Source organism: Streptomyces sp. NPDC023838 (assembly GCF_040639555.1).
In the GTDB taxonomy this organism is placed as follows: Bacteria; Actinomycetota; Actinomycetes; order Streptomycetales; family Streptomycetaceae; genus Streptomyces.
This window is the reverse complement of record NZ_JBFAAD010000009.1, coordinates 155,238-170,582: the sequence shown is the minus strand read 5'-3', so window position 1 is coordinate 170,582 and position 15,345 is coordinate 155,238. Positions and strand designations below refer to the sequence as shown.

Annotated in this window: 16 protein-coding genes, 1 pseudogene and 1 riboswitch; of the genes and pseudogenes, 6 read left to right on the top strand and 11 right to left on the bottom strand. The window is 70.0% G+C overall.

The genetic code is table 11. The features are described from left to right. Nucleotides 1-149: 149 nt before the first annotated feature. Both AB0G17_RS14580 and AB0G17_RS14575 read left to right on the top strand, forming a co-directional pair. Nucleotides 150-956 (top strand): polysaccharide deacetylase family protein, encoded by an 807-nt coding sequence (locus AB0G17_RS14580; protein ID WP_361381191.1) that lies wholly within the window; start codon nt 150-152, stop codon nt 954-956. Continuing rightward, a complete protein-coding gene (locus AB0G17_RS14575; RefSeq protein ID WP_361381021.1) occupies nt 956-2,137 on the top strand; it encodes a YncE family protein in 1,182 nt (393 codons plus the stop codon). Before AB0G17_RS14580 ends, AB0G17_RS14575 begins: the two co-directional genes overlap by 1 nt. Before the next feature lie 56 nt (nt 2,138-2,193). On the opposite strand, the gene AB0G17_RS14570 is transcribed toward AB0G17_RS14575, so the two are convergent. From AB0G17_RS14570 to AB0G17_RS14560, 3 genes and pseudogenes are all read right to left on the bottom strand, one after another. Further along, nucleotides 2,194-3,384 (bottom strand): cytochrome P450, encoded by a 1,191-nt coding sequence (locus tag AB0G17_RS14570; RefSeq protein ID WP_361381018.1) that lies wholly within the window; start codon nt 3,382-3,384, stop codon nt 2,194-2,196. Beyond that, entirely contained in the window at nt 3,381-4,100 is a 720-nt protein-coding gene (locus AB0G17_RS14565) for a tRNA-dependent cyclodipeptide synthase (protein WP_361381015.1), read from the bottom strand. The genes AB0G17_RS14570 and AB0G17_RS14565 overlap by 4 nt, the downstream gene beginning before the upstream one ends. A gap of 219 nt (nt 4,101-4,319) precedes the next feature. Beyond that, nucleotides 4,320-4,415: pseudogene (locus AB0G17_RS14560) on the bottom strand (GNAT family N-acetyltransferase); the annotation flags it as partial. A gap of 110 nt (nt 4,416-4,525) precedes the next feature. Between AB0G17_RS14560 and AB0G17_RS14555 the strand changes: the two are divergent. Next, nucleotides 4,526-4,738, top strand: a complete 213-nt coding sequence (locus AB0G17_RS14555) for an EF-hand domain-containing protein (protein ID WP_190090946.1) — start codon at nt 4,526-4,528, stop codon at nt 4,736-4,738. Nucleotides 4,739-4,959: 221 nt separating this feature from the next. Further along, the gene (locus AB0G17_RS14550) at nt 4,960-5,517 is read left to right on the top strand and encodes an HIT family protein (protein WP_361381012.1); all 558 of its coding nucleotides are present in this window, start codon (nt 4,960-4,962) and stop codon (nt 5,515-5,517) included. A gap of 49 nt (nt 5,518-5,566) precedes the next feature. On the opposite strand, the gene AB0G17_RS14545 is transcribed toward AB0G17_RS14550, so the two are convergent. From AB0G17_RS14545 to gcvT, 8 genes are all read right to left on the bottom strand, one after another. Next, nucleotides 5,567-6,334 (bottom strand): hypothetical protein, encoded by a 768-nt coding sequence (locus tag AB0G17_RS14545; RefSeq protein WP_361381009.1) that lies wholly within the window; start codon nt 6,332-6,334, stop codon nt 5,567-5,569. 43 nt (nt 6,335-6,377) lie between these two features. Continuing rightward, nucleotides 6,378-7,478 (bottom strand): thiamine-phosphate kinase, encoded by a 1,101-nt coding sequence (thiL, locus tag AB0G17_RS14540; protein ID WP_361381006.1) that lies wholly within the window; start codon nt 7,476-7,478, stop codon nt 6,378-6,380. Further along, the gene (locus AB0G17_RS14535) at nt 7,475-8,140 is read right to left on the bottom strand and encodes a (d)CMP kinase (RefSeq protein WP_361381003.1); all 666 of its coding nucleotides are present in this window, start codon (nt 8,138-8,140) and stop codon (nt 7,475-7,477) included. The genes thiL and AB0G17_RS14535 overlap by 4 nt, the downstream gene beginning before the upstream one ends. Next, a complete protein-coding gene (locus AB0G17_RS14530) occupies nt 8,133-8,837 on the bottom strand; it encodes an HIT domain-containing protein (protein ID WP_361381000.1) in 705 nt (234 codons plus the stop codon). Before AB0G17_RS14530 ends, AB0G17_RS14535 begins: the two co-directional genes overlap by 8 nt. A 176-nt stretch (nt 8,838-9,013) precedes the next feature. Beyond that, entirely contained in the window at nt 9,014-10,384 is a 1,371-nt protein-coding gene (locus AB0G17_RS14525; RefSeq protein WP_361380996.1) for an L-serine ammonia-lyase, read from the bottom strand. A gap of 148 nt (nt 10,385-10,532) precedes the next feature. Beyond that, the gene (gene glyA, locus AB0G17_RS14520; protein WP_361380993.1) at nt 10,533-11,795 is read right to left on the bottom strand and encodes a serine hydroxymethyltransferase; all 1,263 of its coding nucleotides are present in this window, start codon (nt 11,793-11,795) and stop codon (nt 10,533-10,535) included. Between the two features lie 23 nt (nt 11,796-11,818). Next, nucleotides 11,819-12,196 carry a glycine cleavage system protein GcvH gene (gcvH, locus tag AB0G17_RS14515; RefSeq protein ID WP_361380990.1) on the bottom strand — a complete coding sequence of 126 codons (378 nt, stop codon included), beginning with the start codon at nt 12,194-12,196 and terminating at the stop codon, nt 11,819-11,821. A 69-nt stretch (nt 12,197-12,265) separates the two neighbouring features. After that, nucleotides 12,266-13,378, bottom strand: coding sequence for a glycine cleavage system aminomethyltransferase GcvT (gene gcvT, locus AB0G17_RS14510; protein ID WP_361380987.1), 1,113 nt, complete (start codon nt 13,376-13,378; stop codon nt 12,266-12,268). Between the two features lie 153 nt (nt 13,379-13,531). Continuing rightward, nucleotides 13,532-13,626, bottom strand: a riboswitch (glycine riboswitch). Nucleotides 13,627-13,754: 128 nt separating this feature from the next. On the opposite strand from gcvT, the gene AB0G17_RS14505 reads away from it, so the two are divergent. Both AB0G17_RS14505 and AB0G17_RS14500 read left to right on the top strand, forming a co-directional pair. Then, nucleotides 13,755-14,384 (top strand): AAA family ATPase, encoded by a 630-nt coding sequence (locus AB0G17_RS14505; protein ID WP_361380984.1) that lies wholly within the window; start codon nt 13,755-13,757, stop codon nt 14,382-14,384. Nucleotides 14,385-14,540: 156 nt separating this feature from the next. Next, nucleotides 14,541-15,308, top strand: coding sequence for an enhanced serine sensitivity protein SseB (locus AB0G17_RS14500; protein ID WP_361380981.1), 768 nt, complete (start codon nt 14,541-14,543; stop codon nt 15,306-15,308). Nucleotides 15,309-15,345: the final 37 nt, after the last annotated feature.

Here is a 15,345-nt window from a genome sequence, read left to right as displayed (position 1 = left end):
GCCTTTTAATTAGTGCATAGGTATGGGTGTCGATGCGTGATTCACTGAAACGGGCGGGCCGATACATGGCGTGTCCTGGCGACCCGCAAAGGTCCTGAAATGGGTCAATCATTACCTTCCGCCCGTCGGCGCACTTAAATGTCCATGTGCTGAATCCATCTCCCCGTGGGGTCGACCGCCGCAGCGCACTGCGTGCCGGGGCGGGGGCGGCCGTCGTGGGGGCCTTCGCGGCCGGCTGCACCGACGCCGAGGGCGGCGCCGGGCCGCCGCCCGCCGCCGCGACGCCCACCGCGTCCCCCGCCTCCGCCCGCCCCGGCACCACCCGCGCCGCCCCGGCCCCCCGCGCCTTCCCGGCGCAGCCCACCCAGATCGCACACGGCCCCCGCGACCGGCCGAAGGTCGCGCTCACCTTCCACGGCCAGGGCGACCCCAAGGACGCCACCGCCGTCCTCGCCGAGGCCGAGCGGGCCGGCGCCCACGTCACCGTCCTGGCCGTCGGCAGCTGGCTCGACGAACACCCCGGCATGGCCCGCCGCATCCTCGACGGCGGCCACGACCTCGGCAACCACACCCAGCGCCACATCGACATCTCCGCGCTCGCGGAACAGGACGCGTACGCCGAGATCACCGGCTGCGCGGACCGGCTGCGCCGGCTCACCGGCTCCATCGGGACCTGGTTCCGGCCCTCCCGTACCCAGTACGCGACGCCGCTCGTTCAGAGACTGGCCCGGCGGGCCGGGTACCCGCACGTGCTCTCGTACGACGTCGACTCGCTCGACTTCACCTCGCCCGGCGCCTCGGCCGTGACGCGCAACGTCACCGGGCGGATCCGCAACGGATCCGTGGTGAGTCTGCACTTCGGCTACGCGGACACGGTCGCCGCGCTGCCGGCCCTCCTCGCCGACCTCGACCGCCGCGGACTGCGCGCGGTGACGACCACGGAGTTGCTGACCTGATGCCGACCCCCACCAAGAGGACCACCGCGCTGCTGTGCGGCCTCCTGCTCGCCGCGCTCGCCGGCTGCGGCTCGTCCGCGGACAAGGGAGGGAACGAGGCTCTGGGCACCAAGGGCCCCGAGCGCCCCGTGCCGAAGCAGGCCGTGCCGCAGGGGCTGCCCGGGATGCCGCCGGTCCTCGACCCCAAGGACGCGTACGCCGCGGACCGCCCGAACGCCCTCCAGCCGGCCGTCAAGAACTTCCTCGAACGCGTCTACGTGCCCAACACCAACTCCAACACCGTGTCGGTGATCGACCCCAAGACGTACAAGGTGATCGAGACCATTCCGGTCGGCCACCAGCCCCAGCACGTCGTCCCCTCCTGGGACATGAAGACGCTGTGGGTCAACAACGACCTGGGCGACAGCCTCACCGCCATCGACCCGGCGACCGGCAAGGCGGGCCGCACGGTCCAGGTCTCCGACCCGTACAACCTCTACTTCACGCCCAACGGCAAGTACGCGGTCGTGATGGCGTCGATGGACCGCGAGCTGGTGTTCCGCGAGCCCGTCAACATGAACCGGGTCAAGACCGTCCCGGTGCACTGCGCGGGCGTCAACCACGCCGACTTCTCCATGGACGGGCGCTACTTCATCGTCTCCTGCGAGTTCTCCGGCGAACTGCTCAAGGTCGATACCGAGAAGATGCAGGTCATCGCCCATCAGAAGCTGCCGTTCGAAGGGGCGATGCCGCAGGACGTGAAGATGTCCCCGGACGGCAGGACCTTCTACGTCGCCGACATGATGGCGCACGGCATGTGGGTCCTGGACGGCGACCGGTTCAGCACGCCGACGCTGCTGCCCACCGGCAAGGGCTGCCACGGCCTGTACGTCAGCCGCGACTCCAAGGAGATGTACATCTCCAACCGGGGCGAGGGCACCATCTCCATCTTCGACTTCGCCCAGAACAAGCTGACCAAGAAGTGGCACCTGCCGGACGGCGGCAGCCCCGACATGGGCGGGGTGTCGGCCGACGGCAAGGTCCTGTGGCTGTCCGGCCGATACGACGCCGAGGTGTACGCCATCGACACCACCACCGGGCACGAGATCGCCCGCATCCCGGTCGGCTCGGGCCCGCACGGCCTCGCGGTCTACCCGCAGCCGGGCCGCTACTCGCTCGGCCACACCGGCATCTTCCGCTGAGCCCGTACGGAACGCACGGCCGCCCCCGGGATGTCCTCCCGGGGGCGGCCGCGTTCTCACCAGAGCACCGGCAGCCGCTCCGGCAGGCGCTTGATGAAGCCGGTGCGCCACACCAGCTGCTCGGGCGGGACCGCCAGGCGCAGCCCCGGGAGGCGCTCCACCAGCGCGGCGAGCGCGATCTCCGCGTGCGTCCGGCCAAGGCCGGTGGCCGGGCAGAAGTGGCGGCCCGCGCCGAAGGAGAGGTGCGGATTGACCTCGCGGTCCAGATCGAGCCGTTCGGGGTCGGTGAAGACCTCCGGGTCGAAGTTGGCGCCCTCCACCAGGACGAGCACCAACTCGCCCTTCCTGACCAGGACGTCACCGACCCGGACGTCCTCGGTGGCCAGCCTCGGCAGGCCGTCCCCGATGGAGAGGTTCCAGCGCAGCAGCTCGTCCACCGCCCGGCCGATGCGGTCCGGATGCGCCCGCAGGTACCCGATCAGCTCCGGGTGCTGGAGCAGCGCGAGCACCGCGAGGACCAGGAACGCGGACGTGGAGACGGCGCCCGCGCCGAAGAGCGAGACCGCGACCGTCGCCAGCATCTCGTCGGTGAGGTGCGCGGACTCCTCCTCCGTACGCAGCTCCGCGAGGCGTCCGAGCAGACCCGCGCGCTGGTCCTGGGGCGCGTTGAGCCGCTCGACCATGTAGCCGAGGTCCTTGTACCAGTTGAGACGCGAGCCCTCGAAGGCGTGCGGGCTGGTCATGAACGCGATGTCCAGGCCGCTCATCAGCCGCCGCCAGTCCGCGAACGGCACCCCGACCACCTTGCAGTGCAGAGCCGCCGAGAAGGGGTCGGCGAACCCCGCCCGGAAGTCCGCCGGCGGGCCCTCGGCGAGCAGGCCGTCGATGAACTCGTCGGCCCGCTCCCGCAGCCAGTCGCGCAGGCCGTCGGTGCGCGGGTTGAGCGCCTTCATCACGGCGCCGCGCAGCCCCGCGCTGTTGATGTTGCCCATGTTGTTGACGACCTCCGGAGGGATCGTCAGCGCGTACTGGCGCGGCGCGTCCGGGGCCGCGGTGTCCTTGAGGCTGAACCGGTTGTCCTCCAGGACGCGTTTGGCCAGCGCGTAACTGCTCACCAGCCAGGCGGTGTCGCCGGTCATGGTGCGCACCCGGGCCACCGGCTCCTCGGCGCGCAGGGCGGCGCACTCCTCGGGGAGCACGTCGCCGCGCCGGGCCAGCGGGAACGCGAGCAGCCGGTCGGCGCTCATGCGGCGGCTCCTTCGGTGTGCGGGAGGTGCGGGCGGACGACCGCGTACGCCTGGTTGCGGGAGGCGCGCAGGCCGCCGCCCCTGGCGTAGAGGAGTTCGGTGAGCGGGATCAGCGCGTGGTAACAGGACACCGAGGACGGGACCTGGAGGATCCCCGGGGTGTCCAGGAAGAAGGGGAGTTCGGCGGCGATGTAGTCGAGGCAGGCGGCGGTCTGCGCCTGGCTCATCGGGGTGCCGCCGGCCTTTCCGGCCAGGAACGCGGCGGCCATCTCCTCGCAGCCGGTGCGGAACTCCTTGTCGGTGGCGAGGAAGTGCCGGACCCGGCGGTGCAGCAGGTCGTACACCGGGTTCCCCTCGAACTCCGAGAGCGCGTGCACGGCGACCGGGGCCCCGGGGCGGCCGGCCTCCTCGACGCCCCGCACGATCCTTCTGCGGACCGCCTTGAGCTCCTTGGCGGCGCGCCTGCGGGCGTGTTCGTCGTCGTAGCCGAGCGTCGCGAACATCCGGTCCACATGGCGGTCGGCGTAGACGAGGTCGACCCGGTCGAAGCGCGCGGAGGCCCAGCGGACGAGACCGGCGATGCGGTCGGCGCTGAAATAGCTGTTTCCCGGACTCACCCCGATGAGGACGTGGTCGCCCTCGTCCCAGATGAGCCGGCAGCTCCGGGTGAACGGCTGGAAGGTGAACGTGGTGGTTGCTTCAGTGGTGGCAGTCACTCCTGAATCGCCCCAGCGCCGCGAGTCCCTGGGAGCCCTGTGCTCCTGGTGTGGCGGCGACAGCACGAAGTTATCGCCCGGTGGCGGAGCGTAGGGAAGAGGGCCCCGGACTTTTGGCGAGAACTCGACCCCATGACACGCGGGGCGGAGGTTTGAGCCAGTCCACCGCGCGACCAGCGGCGCTTCCGCCCGGGCCGGCCGGTACCCCGCCGCCTGGAGAGCCGTGAACGCCGGCCCGCCCGCGCCGCGCGGGTCGGGCCCGGGGACGACGGTCGTCGCCCCGTCCGGCGGCGGGAAGTGGCCGCGCGCGGCGGCGGCCGGTGTGCGGCCCGGCGTGGCGTCCGGTCCCGCCCCATGTCCCTGCCATCTCTCCTGCCGGTTAGTCTGACCGTCGTCAAAATCGCACCAAGATAGGGGTGGACCCAGTGGCGGACATCGAAGAGGCCCGCAAGGCGTTCGCGCGGCTCGACGTCGACGGCAACGGCGAGGTGACGGCGACCGAGTACAAGCAGGTCATGGCCCAGCTGGGCGACTTCCACGTCACCGAGACCGTGGCGCAGGCCATCATCAGGGCCAAGGACGCCAACGGCGACGGCAAGCTCTCCTTCGAGGAGTTCTGGGCGTCCCTCAACAAGTGACCCGGCGCACGGTGTGCGGCCCGCGCTGATGCGGGCCGCCGACCGGCGCCCGAAAGACGATCGACAAAATGTTCCCCGCATACGTCGTCACCGCGATTTCCGCCCCAACGGGCCGGAATCGCTGGCGTGGCACTGGCGATTTCGCTACCGTTCTTGGAAGTTACTCGACGGTGTGCTGTCAGCCCCGAGCCCGTACGACCAAATGACGAGGAGCCGGTCCCATGCCCTTCGCGTTGCCACTCGCACCGAAAGAGGGACTGGGGCGGATCGTGCACCGTCTCTTCGATCGGTCGGGATCGAGCGGGGCGGAGTCCGGCGACGCGGTCGACAACGGGCAGTCCGTGAACGGGACTTGTCTTTTCTGCGAACAGGACCGTCCCGATCTCAACCGCATCATGAAGCAGAACAAGACGTTCTATGCGCGCTATGACAACTTCCCGGCGGCCGAGGGGCACGTGGAAATCGTCCCGAAGCGGCATGTGGAGTCGTTCTTCCATTTGACGGCGCGCGAGCTCAGGGATGCGTACTCGCTGATTCAGCTGGCAAAGGAAAGCATTTCGGACGAGCACCACCCCGACGGGTACACCATCGGCATCAACGAGGGCCGCGCAGCCGGGCGGACCATCGACCATCTCCACATCCATCTGATCCCCCGGCACTACGGGGACGTGGAGGACCCGCGCGGCGGGATCCGCAAGGCCGTGCCGAACTGCGAGCCCGACGAGTGGATGCCCGAGCCCTCGGAGACCCCCGCCGAGCCGGCGGCCGGGCGGCGCTAGGGCCTGTCCGCGGCCCCTCGCTGGATCGCCCAGGTCCCGCCCCCGGGTCTCAGATGTCGTCGAGACCGCCGTGGCCGAGCCGGGAGCAGAGCGAATTGATCTCGTGCCAGAAGTCCGGCACGTCCAGCGCGTCGTGGCCGCTGCTCGCGTCCACACTGATACAGCCGCGAAAGGCCCCCGCCGCGCCCCTGATCGGGCTGGCGAAGACCGCGCCTCGGTGCCGTACGCGCCGGAACTCCATCCAGGTGAAGCCCATCACCGCTGCCGGGCCGTGCGCGGTTCGGTACGCTTCGAACCGCTCCTGGTCGCTCAGATCGGCCGCCAGTTTCGCCACGTCGACCGAGACCTCCGCGTTCTGCTTCCAGCACAGCCCCACCACACCGACACCTCTCGGCGGGGCGAACGACCGGGTCGCGGGGGTACTGCCCAGGCGGTAGGTGGCGATGCGCTGAAGATGTCCGTGGACCGGGTGGCGCACTGACCGGCGAATGCGCCAGATGTGCAGGCCCAGGTCCTGGAGTTCGATCGCCGGGTGGGCGTGGGTACCCAGCGAGACCATTTTTCCGTAGTACGTGAGTATTTCCTGGCGAATGGCCGAGCGGCGCTCGACGAGGCGCCGCCCGGAGAAGGCCTGGAAAGGGGTGAAGGCCCCGAATATCCCGATGACGCATATCAGGATCACGATGACATAGGCGTGCCCGTCGGAAATCCCGGTCCAGAATTTCCGGTCGGGGAAATCATACTGGCGTGCCACCATGCATATGCTGGCCGCGAGCAGCGTGGTGCGATCCAGGAGTTTGGCGGTCAGGGACCTCATCCGGCCAGTGTAGGGGCTACCCACCGGTCTGTGACCAGGTAATTCACCGGTCTTTCGGCGGCCCGGCAGCCAGCAGGCTGATGTCCGTTTTCTGATGCTTCCAGGCCACGCCCGGCAGTGGGCGCGAGACATTTCTACGGTTCACGGATTCCGCTCGCCCGGTCTCATTCGCCTCACCGATCACATGGAACTCCAGACCCGCATCGGCGAAATCGGCCCGGCACTTCTCCAGATTGCCCGGGTTCATGGTGAACGCCAGCTGGAAGTCGGAGGAGGCGCTCATCGCGAGGGCCAGCGGCTCCACACCCATCAGCTCCGCGACCCGCTCGACGGCCGGGTCGAGGGGCACCTCGTCCTCGACGACCCGGAAGCCCACCCCGCTCGCCCGCATGATCTGCTCGACCGTGGCTTTCAGCCCGTCCGAGGTGTCCTGGCACGCCGTGGCGTGGCCGCGCTCGCCGAGGATCCGTCCTTCGGCGACCCGCGCCCGGGGGTGCTTCCAGCTGTCGAGCAGCCGCTTCTCCGTCTCGTCGGGCAGGCTCCCGGCGAACGAGTCGCGCCTGGGGAAGTACGCGACGGCGGCTCCCAGGAGCCCGCACGCCCCGGTGACACAGAGCAGGTCCCCGGGCCGCGCCCCGCCGCGCATCAGGGCCCCGCCGGGGCGGCAGACGCCGAACGCCGTGGCCGACAGAATGATCCGCTCGGCATTGCCGATGTCCCCGCCGACATTGAGCGTGCCGCAGTCCGTGCACCCCTGGTGGATTCCGGCGATGACCTCGCGGAAGGCCGCGTCGTCCACGTCATGGGGGTAGCGGACGACACTGAGGAGCCCGATGGGGGTGGCGCCCATGGCCGCGACGTCGCTGACATTGGCGATCGCCAGGTAATACCCGATGTCGAATCCGGAAAGCAGCCCCAGCTCGTAGAGGACGAATTTGGGGCCGCGGACGTAGTCCGACCCCACGACCAGGGTCAGGGGGGAGTTGAACTCGTACACGGCGCAGTCGTCCCTGGCGTCGGCGCCCGCGACCAGGTCGACGTCGAGGCTTCCGGCGCCGACTTTCCGGCCCGACTGGCCGCTGAGGAATTCGGTGATGAGCTGCTGGACCCGGGTCGGCTCGTCCGAGTAGACCGGGCCGCTCATGCGGTGTACTTCCCGAGCTCGCGCAGCGCGGCTTTCAGAACCGCCGCGGCCGGCAGATAAGTCGAGTCCACTTCCAGGGAGTTCGGCATGGCCCGGATGGCATCGCGGTTCTCGAGGTCGCGTTCCGTCGCCGGGCCGACCCTGATGGAGCGGTCCGGCATGTTCCGGTACTGCGCGCGGCGCCGTTCCACACGTACGGAATCACTGGCGGTCAGATAGATGTGCAAGGTGGCTTCGGTGAGCAGTGAGGTGGCCACGTCGCGGCCGACGGCGACGATGTTCCCGTGTTTCTCGGCGATGGACCGGTGCAGTGCGAGGATCGCCTGGCGGCACGCCGTGTTCTGGGCGACCGCCTTGAGGTTCCGGTCCAGCGAGGTGTGGAAGATCCGGTCGGTGATGTCCTGCCCCCGGAACAGAATGACGTGCCGCTGCCAGGGGTCTTCCTCGCTGTGCCGGGCGTACACCTCGGGCCGGTGGATGAGCAGGGCGCCGAGGTCGGCCGCCAGTGTTTCGATGGGCTCGTGGTCGAGGGCGAACGCCAGGCTGCGGTAGGTGAGTCCGGTGTCGAGGAACGCCAGGCCCAGTTCTCGCGCGAGCGCGGTGGCGAGGGTGGTCTTACCGCTGGCGGTAGGGCCGTCGATGGAGAGGGACAGTTCAGTCACGCCGTGCCTCCGGGCGGGCTCGGGTCGGATTCCGGTCGGCATCGGCGCCCCACGCGGACGTCAGCGCGACGGTTTCGCGGAAGAGTTCCTTGCGGACGACGAGTGCGTAGTCCCACAAGGGGTCGGCGATGCCCACGAGGGTGCCGACCTTGGAGCGGAGGTACTGGCTGCGCAGGGGGCGCCGGGGGCGGTACACCCGCAGGCCGGCCTCGTGCCAGCACATGAAATAGGGAACGCCGCTGAATTCGGCGAGTTGGTCCATGCCGGTCAGAGCGGTCGTGTCCAGCCCGTCGGCCACAATGAGGGCGTCGATTCGGCGGCCCTCTATGGGGAGGATGTGCCAGTGGGCGTGGGAAATGCACGCGCTCGCGTCCATGCCGGGGGACGAGCCGTGTTCGAGGAGAGTGAAATCGCCGAAGGTTTCCCGGTACATCGGCTCCAGCCTGCCGAGGATCGTATCGAGTTCGGCGGAGAAGTCGGTGACCACCTGCGCAAAGCTGAAATAATGAGCCACGGGCAGGAGCAACAAATGCCCCAGGGTCATGGGGGACAGGTCCGCCAGTAATCGGAAATGCTCGGTCGCGCAGATCAGCCGACTGGACGGCTCGCCCTCGTATATGCGCAGGAATGTAGTGTCCCGGGACCCGGCGATTTCGTCACAGAGATCCGATCCAGAGCATTCCGCCGCACGCGGCATGGCTCACTCCCCGGTGGAGCCGATAAATATGGCGAAAATTTACTGTAGCCGATGCCCATGCGCAAGCGAGCTACGGTAATTGGCCAAAGTGGGGGTGAGTATCCGGCGTGCGGCGGATCGCGATATTGATCGAAGAATCGATTCGACGTGCGGGGACTTCGGGACCGCCCGGCCCGTCAGCACTCGATGATGTTGACCGCCAGACCGCCGCGCGCCGTCTCCTTGTACTTCACCGACATGTCCGCGCCGGTCTCCTTCATGGTCTTGATGACCTTGTCCAGGGACACCTTGTGGCTGCCGTCGCCGCGCATCGCCATCTTCGCGGCGGTCACGGCCTTCACGGCCGCCATGCCGTTGCGCTCGATGCACGGGATCTGGACCAGGCCGCCGACCGGGTCGCAGGTCAGGCCCAGGTTGTGCTCCATGCCGATCTCCGCGGCGTTCTCGACCTGCTCGGGGGTGCCGCCCAGGACCTCGGCCAGCGCGCCCGCGGCCATCGAGCAGGCGGAGCCGACCTCGCCCTGGCAGCCGACCTCGGCGCCGGAGATCGAGGCGTTCTCCTTGAAGAGCATGCCGATCGCGCCGGCCGCCAGCAGGAAGCGGACCACGCCCTCGTCGTCCGCGCCGGGCACGAAGTTCATGTAGTAGTGCAGCACGGCCGGGATGATGCCCGCGGCGCCGTTGGTGGGCGCGGTGACGACGCGGCCGCCCGCCGCGTTCTCCTCGTTCACCGCCATCGCGTACAGCGTCGCCCACTCCATCGCGTGCGCGTCCGGGTTGCCCTCGGCGCGCAGCTGGCGGGCGGTGGTCGCGGCGCGGCGGCGGACCTTCAGGCCGCCCGGCAGAATGCCCTCGCGGGACATGCCGCGCGAGACGCACGCCTGCATCACGCGCCAGATCTCCAGCAGACCCGCACGGATCTCGTCCTCCGTGCGCCAGGCCTTCTCGTTCTCCAGCATCATCGCGGAGATCGACAGACCGGTCTCGTTCGCCAGCCGCAGCAGCTCGTCGCCGGTGCGGAAGGGGTACTTCAGGACCGTGTCGTCGGGCACGATCGGGTTCTCGCCCGCGACCGCGTCCTCGTCGACGACGAAACCGCCGCCGACCGAGTAGTACGTCTTCTCCAGGACCAGCGCGCCCTCGCTGTCGTACGCGAAGATCGTCATCCCGTTGGCGTGGTACGGCAGCGCCTTGCGGCGGTGCAGGATCAGGTCCTCGTCGAAGTCGAAGGGGATCTCGTGGGCGCCGAGCAGGTTGATCCGGCCCGCCGACTTGATCCGCTCCATCTGCTCGTCCGCGGTCTCCACGTCGACCGTGCGCGGCGAGTTGCCCTCCAGGCCGAGCAGGACCGCCTTGGGGGTGCCGTGGCCGTGGCCGGTCGCGCCCAGCGAGCCGTACAGCTCCGCGCGTATCGCCGCCGTGTGGGCCAGCAGGCCCTCGTTCTTCAGCCGCCGCGCGAACATCCGGGCAGCGCGCATCGGGCCGACCGTGTGGGAGCTGGACGGGCCGATGCCGATCGAGAACAGGTCGAAGACCGAGATGGCCACGAGAAGACTCCTTGAGGGGGTAGACGCCGTTGTCTGCCGGGTGGTGCGGAAGAGCAGGAAAACGGGAGGTGCAAGGGTTCGGGGCACCGCACTCACTGTCCAGTGTGCGCGGTGCCCCGAAGGTTCGTACGAACAAAAGGGTACGAAACTACTTCAGGCCGGGGTACAGGGGGTGCTTCGCGGCCAGGGCGGAGACCCGGGCGGCGAGCGCGTCCTTGTCGAAGTCCGGCTTCAGCGTCTCGGCGATGATGTCGGCGACCTCGCGGAAGTCGTCGGCGCCGAAGCCGCGGGTGGCCAGCGCGGGGGTGCCGATCCGCAGGCCCGAGGTGACCATCGGGGGCCGCGGGTCGTTCGGGATCGCGTTCCGGTTGACCGTGATGCCGACCTCGTGGAGGCGGTCCTCGGCCTGCTGGCCGTCGAGCTCGGAGTTGCGCAGGTCCACGAGGACCAGGTGGACGTCCGTGCCGCCGGACAGGACCGAGACGCCGACCTCGGTCACGTCGTCCTGGATCAGGCGCTCGGCGATGATCCGGGAGCCCTCCAGGGTGCGCTCCTGGCGCTCCTTGAACTCCTCCGAGGCCGCCACCTTGAACGAGACCGCCTTGGCCGCGATCACGTGCTCGAGCGGGCCGCCCTGCTGACCGGGGAAGACCGCCGAGTTGATCTTCTTGGCGAGCTCCTGCGTCGACAGGATGACACCGCCGCGCGGACCGCCGAGGGTCTTGTGCGTGGTGGTGGTCACGACGTGGGCGTGCGGCACCGGGTTCGGGTGCAGACCCGCGGCGACCAGGCCCGCGAAGTGGGCCATGTCGACCATCAGGTACGCGCCGACCTCGTCCGCGATGCGGCGGAACGCGGCGAAGTCCAGCTGGCGCGGGTACGCGGACCAGCCGGCCACGATCAGCTGCGGCTTGGACTCCTTGGCCAGGCGCTCGACCTCGGCCATGTCGACCTGACCGGTCTGCTCGTCGACGTGGTAGGCGACCACGTTGTAGAGCTTGCCGGAGAAGTTGATCTTCATGCCGTGGGTCAGGTGACCGCCGTGGGCCAGGTTCAGGCCCATGATCGTGTCACCCGGCTTCAGCAGCGCGAACATCGCGGCCGCGTTGGCTTGGGCGCCCGAGTGCGGCTGTACGTTGGCGTGCTCGGCGCCGAAGAGCGCCTTGATGCGGTCGATCGCGATCTGCTCGACCACGTCGACGTGCTCGCAGCCGCCGTAGTAGCGGCGCCCCGGGTAGCCCTCGGCGTACTTGTTGGTGAGGACCGAGCCCTGGGCCTCCATGACCGCGACCGGAGCGAAGTTCTCCGAGGCGATCATTTCGAGGGTGGACTGCTGACGGTGGAGCTCGGCGTCGACGGCGGCGGCGACGTCCGGGTCCAGCTCATGGAGGGACTGGTTCAGAAGCGACATCGGAAGATCCCTGGAGTGGTAGGTCAGCCGGCGGAGAAGGCGGTGTACTCGTCGGCGGAGAGCAGGTCGCCCGGCTCCTCCGCCACGCGCACCTTGAACAGCCAGCCACCCTCGAACGGGGCGGAGTTGACCAGCGACGGGTCGTCGACGACGTCCTGGTTGGCCTCGACGACCTCGCCCGAGACCGGGGAGTAGAGGTCGCTGACCGACTTGGTCGACTCCAGCTCGCCGCAGGTCTCGCCCGCGGTCACCGTGTCACCGACCTCCGGGAGCTGGACGAACACCACGTCACCGAGCGCGTTGGCCGCGTGCTCCGTGATGCCGACCGTCGAGACGCCGTCCGCGGCGGCCGACAGCCACTCGTGCTCCTTGCTGTAGCGCAGCTGCTGGGGGTTGCTCATGACCTGAATTCTCCTGTACGAGGGGGAGTGGTGGTGAACGGAAAAGTCATGCGGTGCGTGTGCGAGGGGTCACTTCTGGCGCTTGTAGAACGGCAGCGCCACGACCTCGTACGCCTCATGCGTACCGCGAATGTCGACGCCCACGCCGGAGGTGCCCGGTGCGGCGTGCGCGGCGTCCACGTACGCCATGGCGATCGGCTTGCCCAGCGTGGGCGAGGGGGCGCCCGAGGTGACCTCGCCGACGACCTCGCCGTCCGCCACCACGGAGAATCCGGACCGCGGCACCCGGCGGCCCTCGGCCACCAGGCCGACCAGCTTGCGCGGCGCCTTGGCGGCGGCGCGCTCGGCGGCGGCCTCCAGGGCCTCGCGGCCCACGAAGTCGCCCTCCTTCTCGAACTTCACGACCCGGCCGAGCCCCGCGTCGAACGGCGTCAGCGCGGTGGTCAGCTCGTGCCCGTACAGCGGCATGCCCGCCTCGAGGCGCAGGGTGTCGCGGCAGGACAGACCGCACGGCACCAGGCCCGCGTCCTTGCCCGCGTCGGTCAGCGCGCGCCACAGCCGCTCGGCGTCGGCCGGGGCCACGAAGAGCTCGAAACCGTCCTCGCCGGTGTAGCCCGTACGGGCGATGAGGGCCGGGACACCGGCCACCGTGCCGGGCAGGCCCGCGTAGTACTTCAGGCCGTCGAGGTCGGCGTCGGTGAGCGAGGCGAGGATGGCGGGGGACTCGGGGCCCTGGACGGCGAGCAGCGCGTAGTTGTCGCGGTCGTCGCGGACCTCGGCGTCGAAGGCGGCCGCGCGCTCGGTGATCGCGTCCAGGACGACCTGGGCGTTGCCGGCGTTGGCGACGACCATGTACTCCTGCTCGCCGAGGCGGTAGACGATCAGGTCGTCGACGATGCCGCCGTCCTCCTGGCAGATCATCGTGTACCGGGCGCGGCCCACGCCGATGGTGCTCATGTTGCCGACCAGCGCGTAGTCCAGGGCCTTGACGGCTTCCGGTCCGGTGACGGTGATCTCGCCCATGTGGGACAGGTCGAAGAGACCGGCCCGGGTGCGGACCGCGGTGTGCTCGTCGCGCTCGCTGCCGTACCGCAGCGGCATGTCCCAGCCGGCGAAGTCGGTCATGGTCGCGCCCAGCGAACGGTGCAGTGCGTCGAGGGCGGTGAGACGGGGGTTGCTCATGAGGGTGTGGCTCCCAGGGCATGACGGCGAGGACGATCCTCCCCATCTGTCATCGGAACCTGAGAGGTTCGCCGGACGCACGTCGGGGTCCTGGCTTGCACCTTGGGTGGAGCCGCGCCGTTTGGGAACGCGCGGCCCGCTTTTCAGATCTGCCTCATCCACGCGGTACGGGGCCTGAGAGATTCAAGGGAGGGACTTGCTCCTTCGGCGCCCCGGGAACTGACCGAGGACTCTCCCGCGTGGATTCAAGCGGCCGGTATGCAGTTGGCGGGCACATCATTGCACGCCTCCCCGGAACGACACATCACTCAGGTCTCATTACCATCTCTTTACGCTCATCGGGGACGGGTCGCACGACCCGACAGGGGGAGGGCCCATGACGGTTCACACGACGGCGGCGGCGCGGGCGGACGCGCCGGTTCCGGTGGTACGGGACCTGCGCGGCCTGGGCGGCCGCTCACCGCACACGCTCCGGTTCGCCGAGGGGGACGTGGTGGTGGTCTCCGGTCTGCCCGGCAGCGGCAAGACGACCCTGCTGCGGCAGGCCGCGCCGGGCCTGGGCATCGACTCCCAGGACACCCGCAAGGCCTGGGAGGCCCGGCTGCCCGGGGTGCCGTACGCGCTGTACCGCCCGGTCGCCCGCGTCGCCCACTTCCTGCGGATGCACCGGGCGCTGCGGGCGGGCGGCGGCCTGGCCGTCCACGACTGCGGCACCCACGCCTGGGTGCGCTGGTCGCTGGCGAGGGCGGCGGCGCGGGGCGGGCGCTCGCTGCACCTGGTGCTCCTGGACGTCTCCCCGCAGACGGCCCTGGCGGGCCAGGTGGCCCGCGGCCGCAAGGTCTCCGCGTACGCCTTCGCCCGCCACGCCAGGGCGGTGCCCCGCCTGATAGCCGCGGTGGCCGAGGGTCGCCTGCCCAGAGGGGTCGCGTCGGCGGTTCTGCTGGACCGGGAGGCGGCGGGGGCGGTGGCACGGTTCGCCTTCGAGGAGAACCCGGCCCGACGCTAAGGTTTCCGTGCCGGGGACTCGCACCCCCCGTCTTCCGAGGGGCGCGGGGCTGTGACATTGCGGCTCCGCCGCGTGGGCACGACCAGCCAGAGACGGTCAGCAGACCCAGAGACGGTCAGCAGAACCAGAGACGGCCAGCAGACAAAGGACAGGCACATGGAATTCCCGCACCCCCAGGGCGGCGGCGGCTGGCCGGGCAACGAGCTGGAGGAGGCCCTGGCGGCCTCGCTCGGCGTCCCGGGTGCGGGCCCCCGCCTGATAGAGGTCATGGGCCGCAACCCCGTCTGGGTCCCCCTTCCCAACGGCGGCAGCCGTGAGAGCGCCGACCTGGACCTCCCCACCATGGAGATCGACGGCGCCCCCTACGTCCCCGTCTACAGCTCCGAGCAGCAGTTCCTCCAGTGCGTCGGGCCGCACATGTCGTTCGCCGTGGCGCCCGCCGTCGAGTTCGCCCGGGGGCTGCCCCCGCAGCTGGGCATCGCGCTGAACCCGGAGGGCGCGGTCGGCGTACCGCTGCCGCCGCCCGCGGTGGCCGAGTTGTGCCGTACCGGGCGCACCGCCCTGGACGGGCCCGCCTCCGGCGCCCGGGTCCGGCTCTTCGAGCCCGACTGGCAGGAGGACCCGGTCGACTTCCTGACCGCCGCGGCCGCCGAGTTCGACGCCACCGGCGTGGTGCTCACCGCCCGCCGCGCGCTCGCCTCCATCGAGGGCGACGCCCCGACGCTCCTCATCGGCGTGGAGTTCTCCACCTGGGACGGGGCCGGGCGCAACGCCCCCATGGAGGCACTGGGCCGCGCGCTGGGCCGGGTGCCGGTCGGCTGGCCGGTGAACCTGGTGCTGCTCGACGTGGCCCAGGACCCGGTGGGCGACTGGATGCGCGAGCGAGTGCGCCCCTTCTACACGCGAGCCACGGACAGGCCGTAGACCCCGCTCACCAGCACCGCGAAGCCGATCCGGGCGG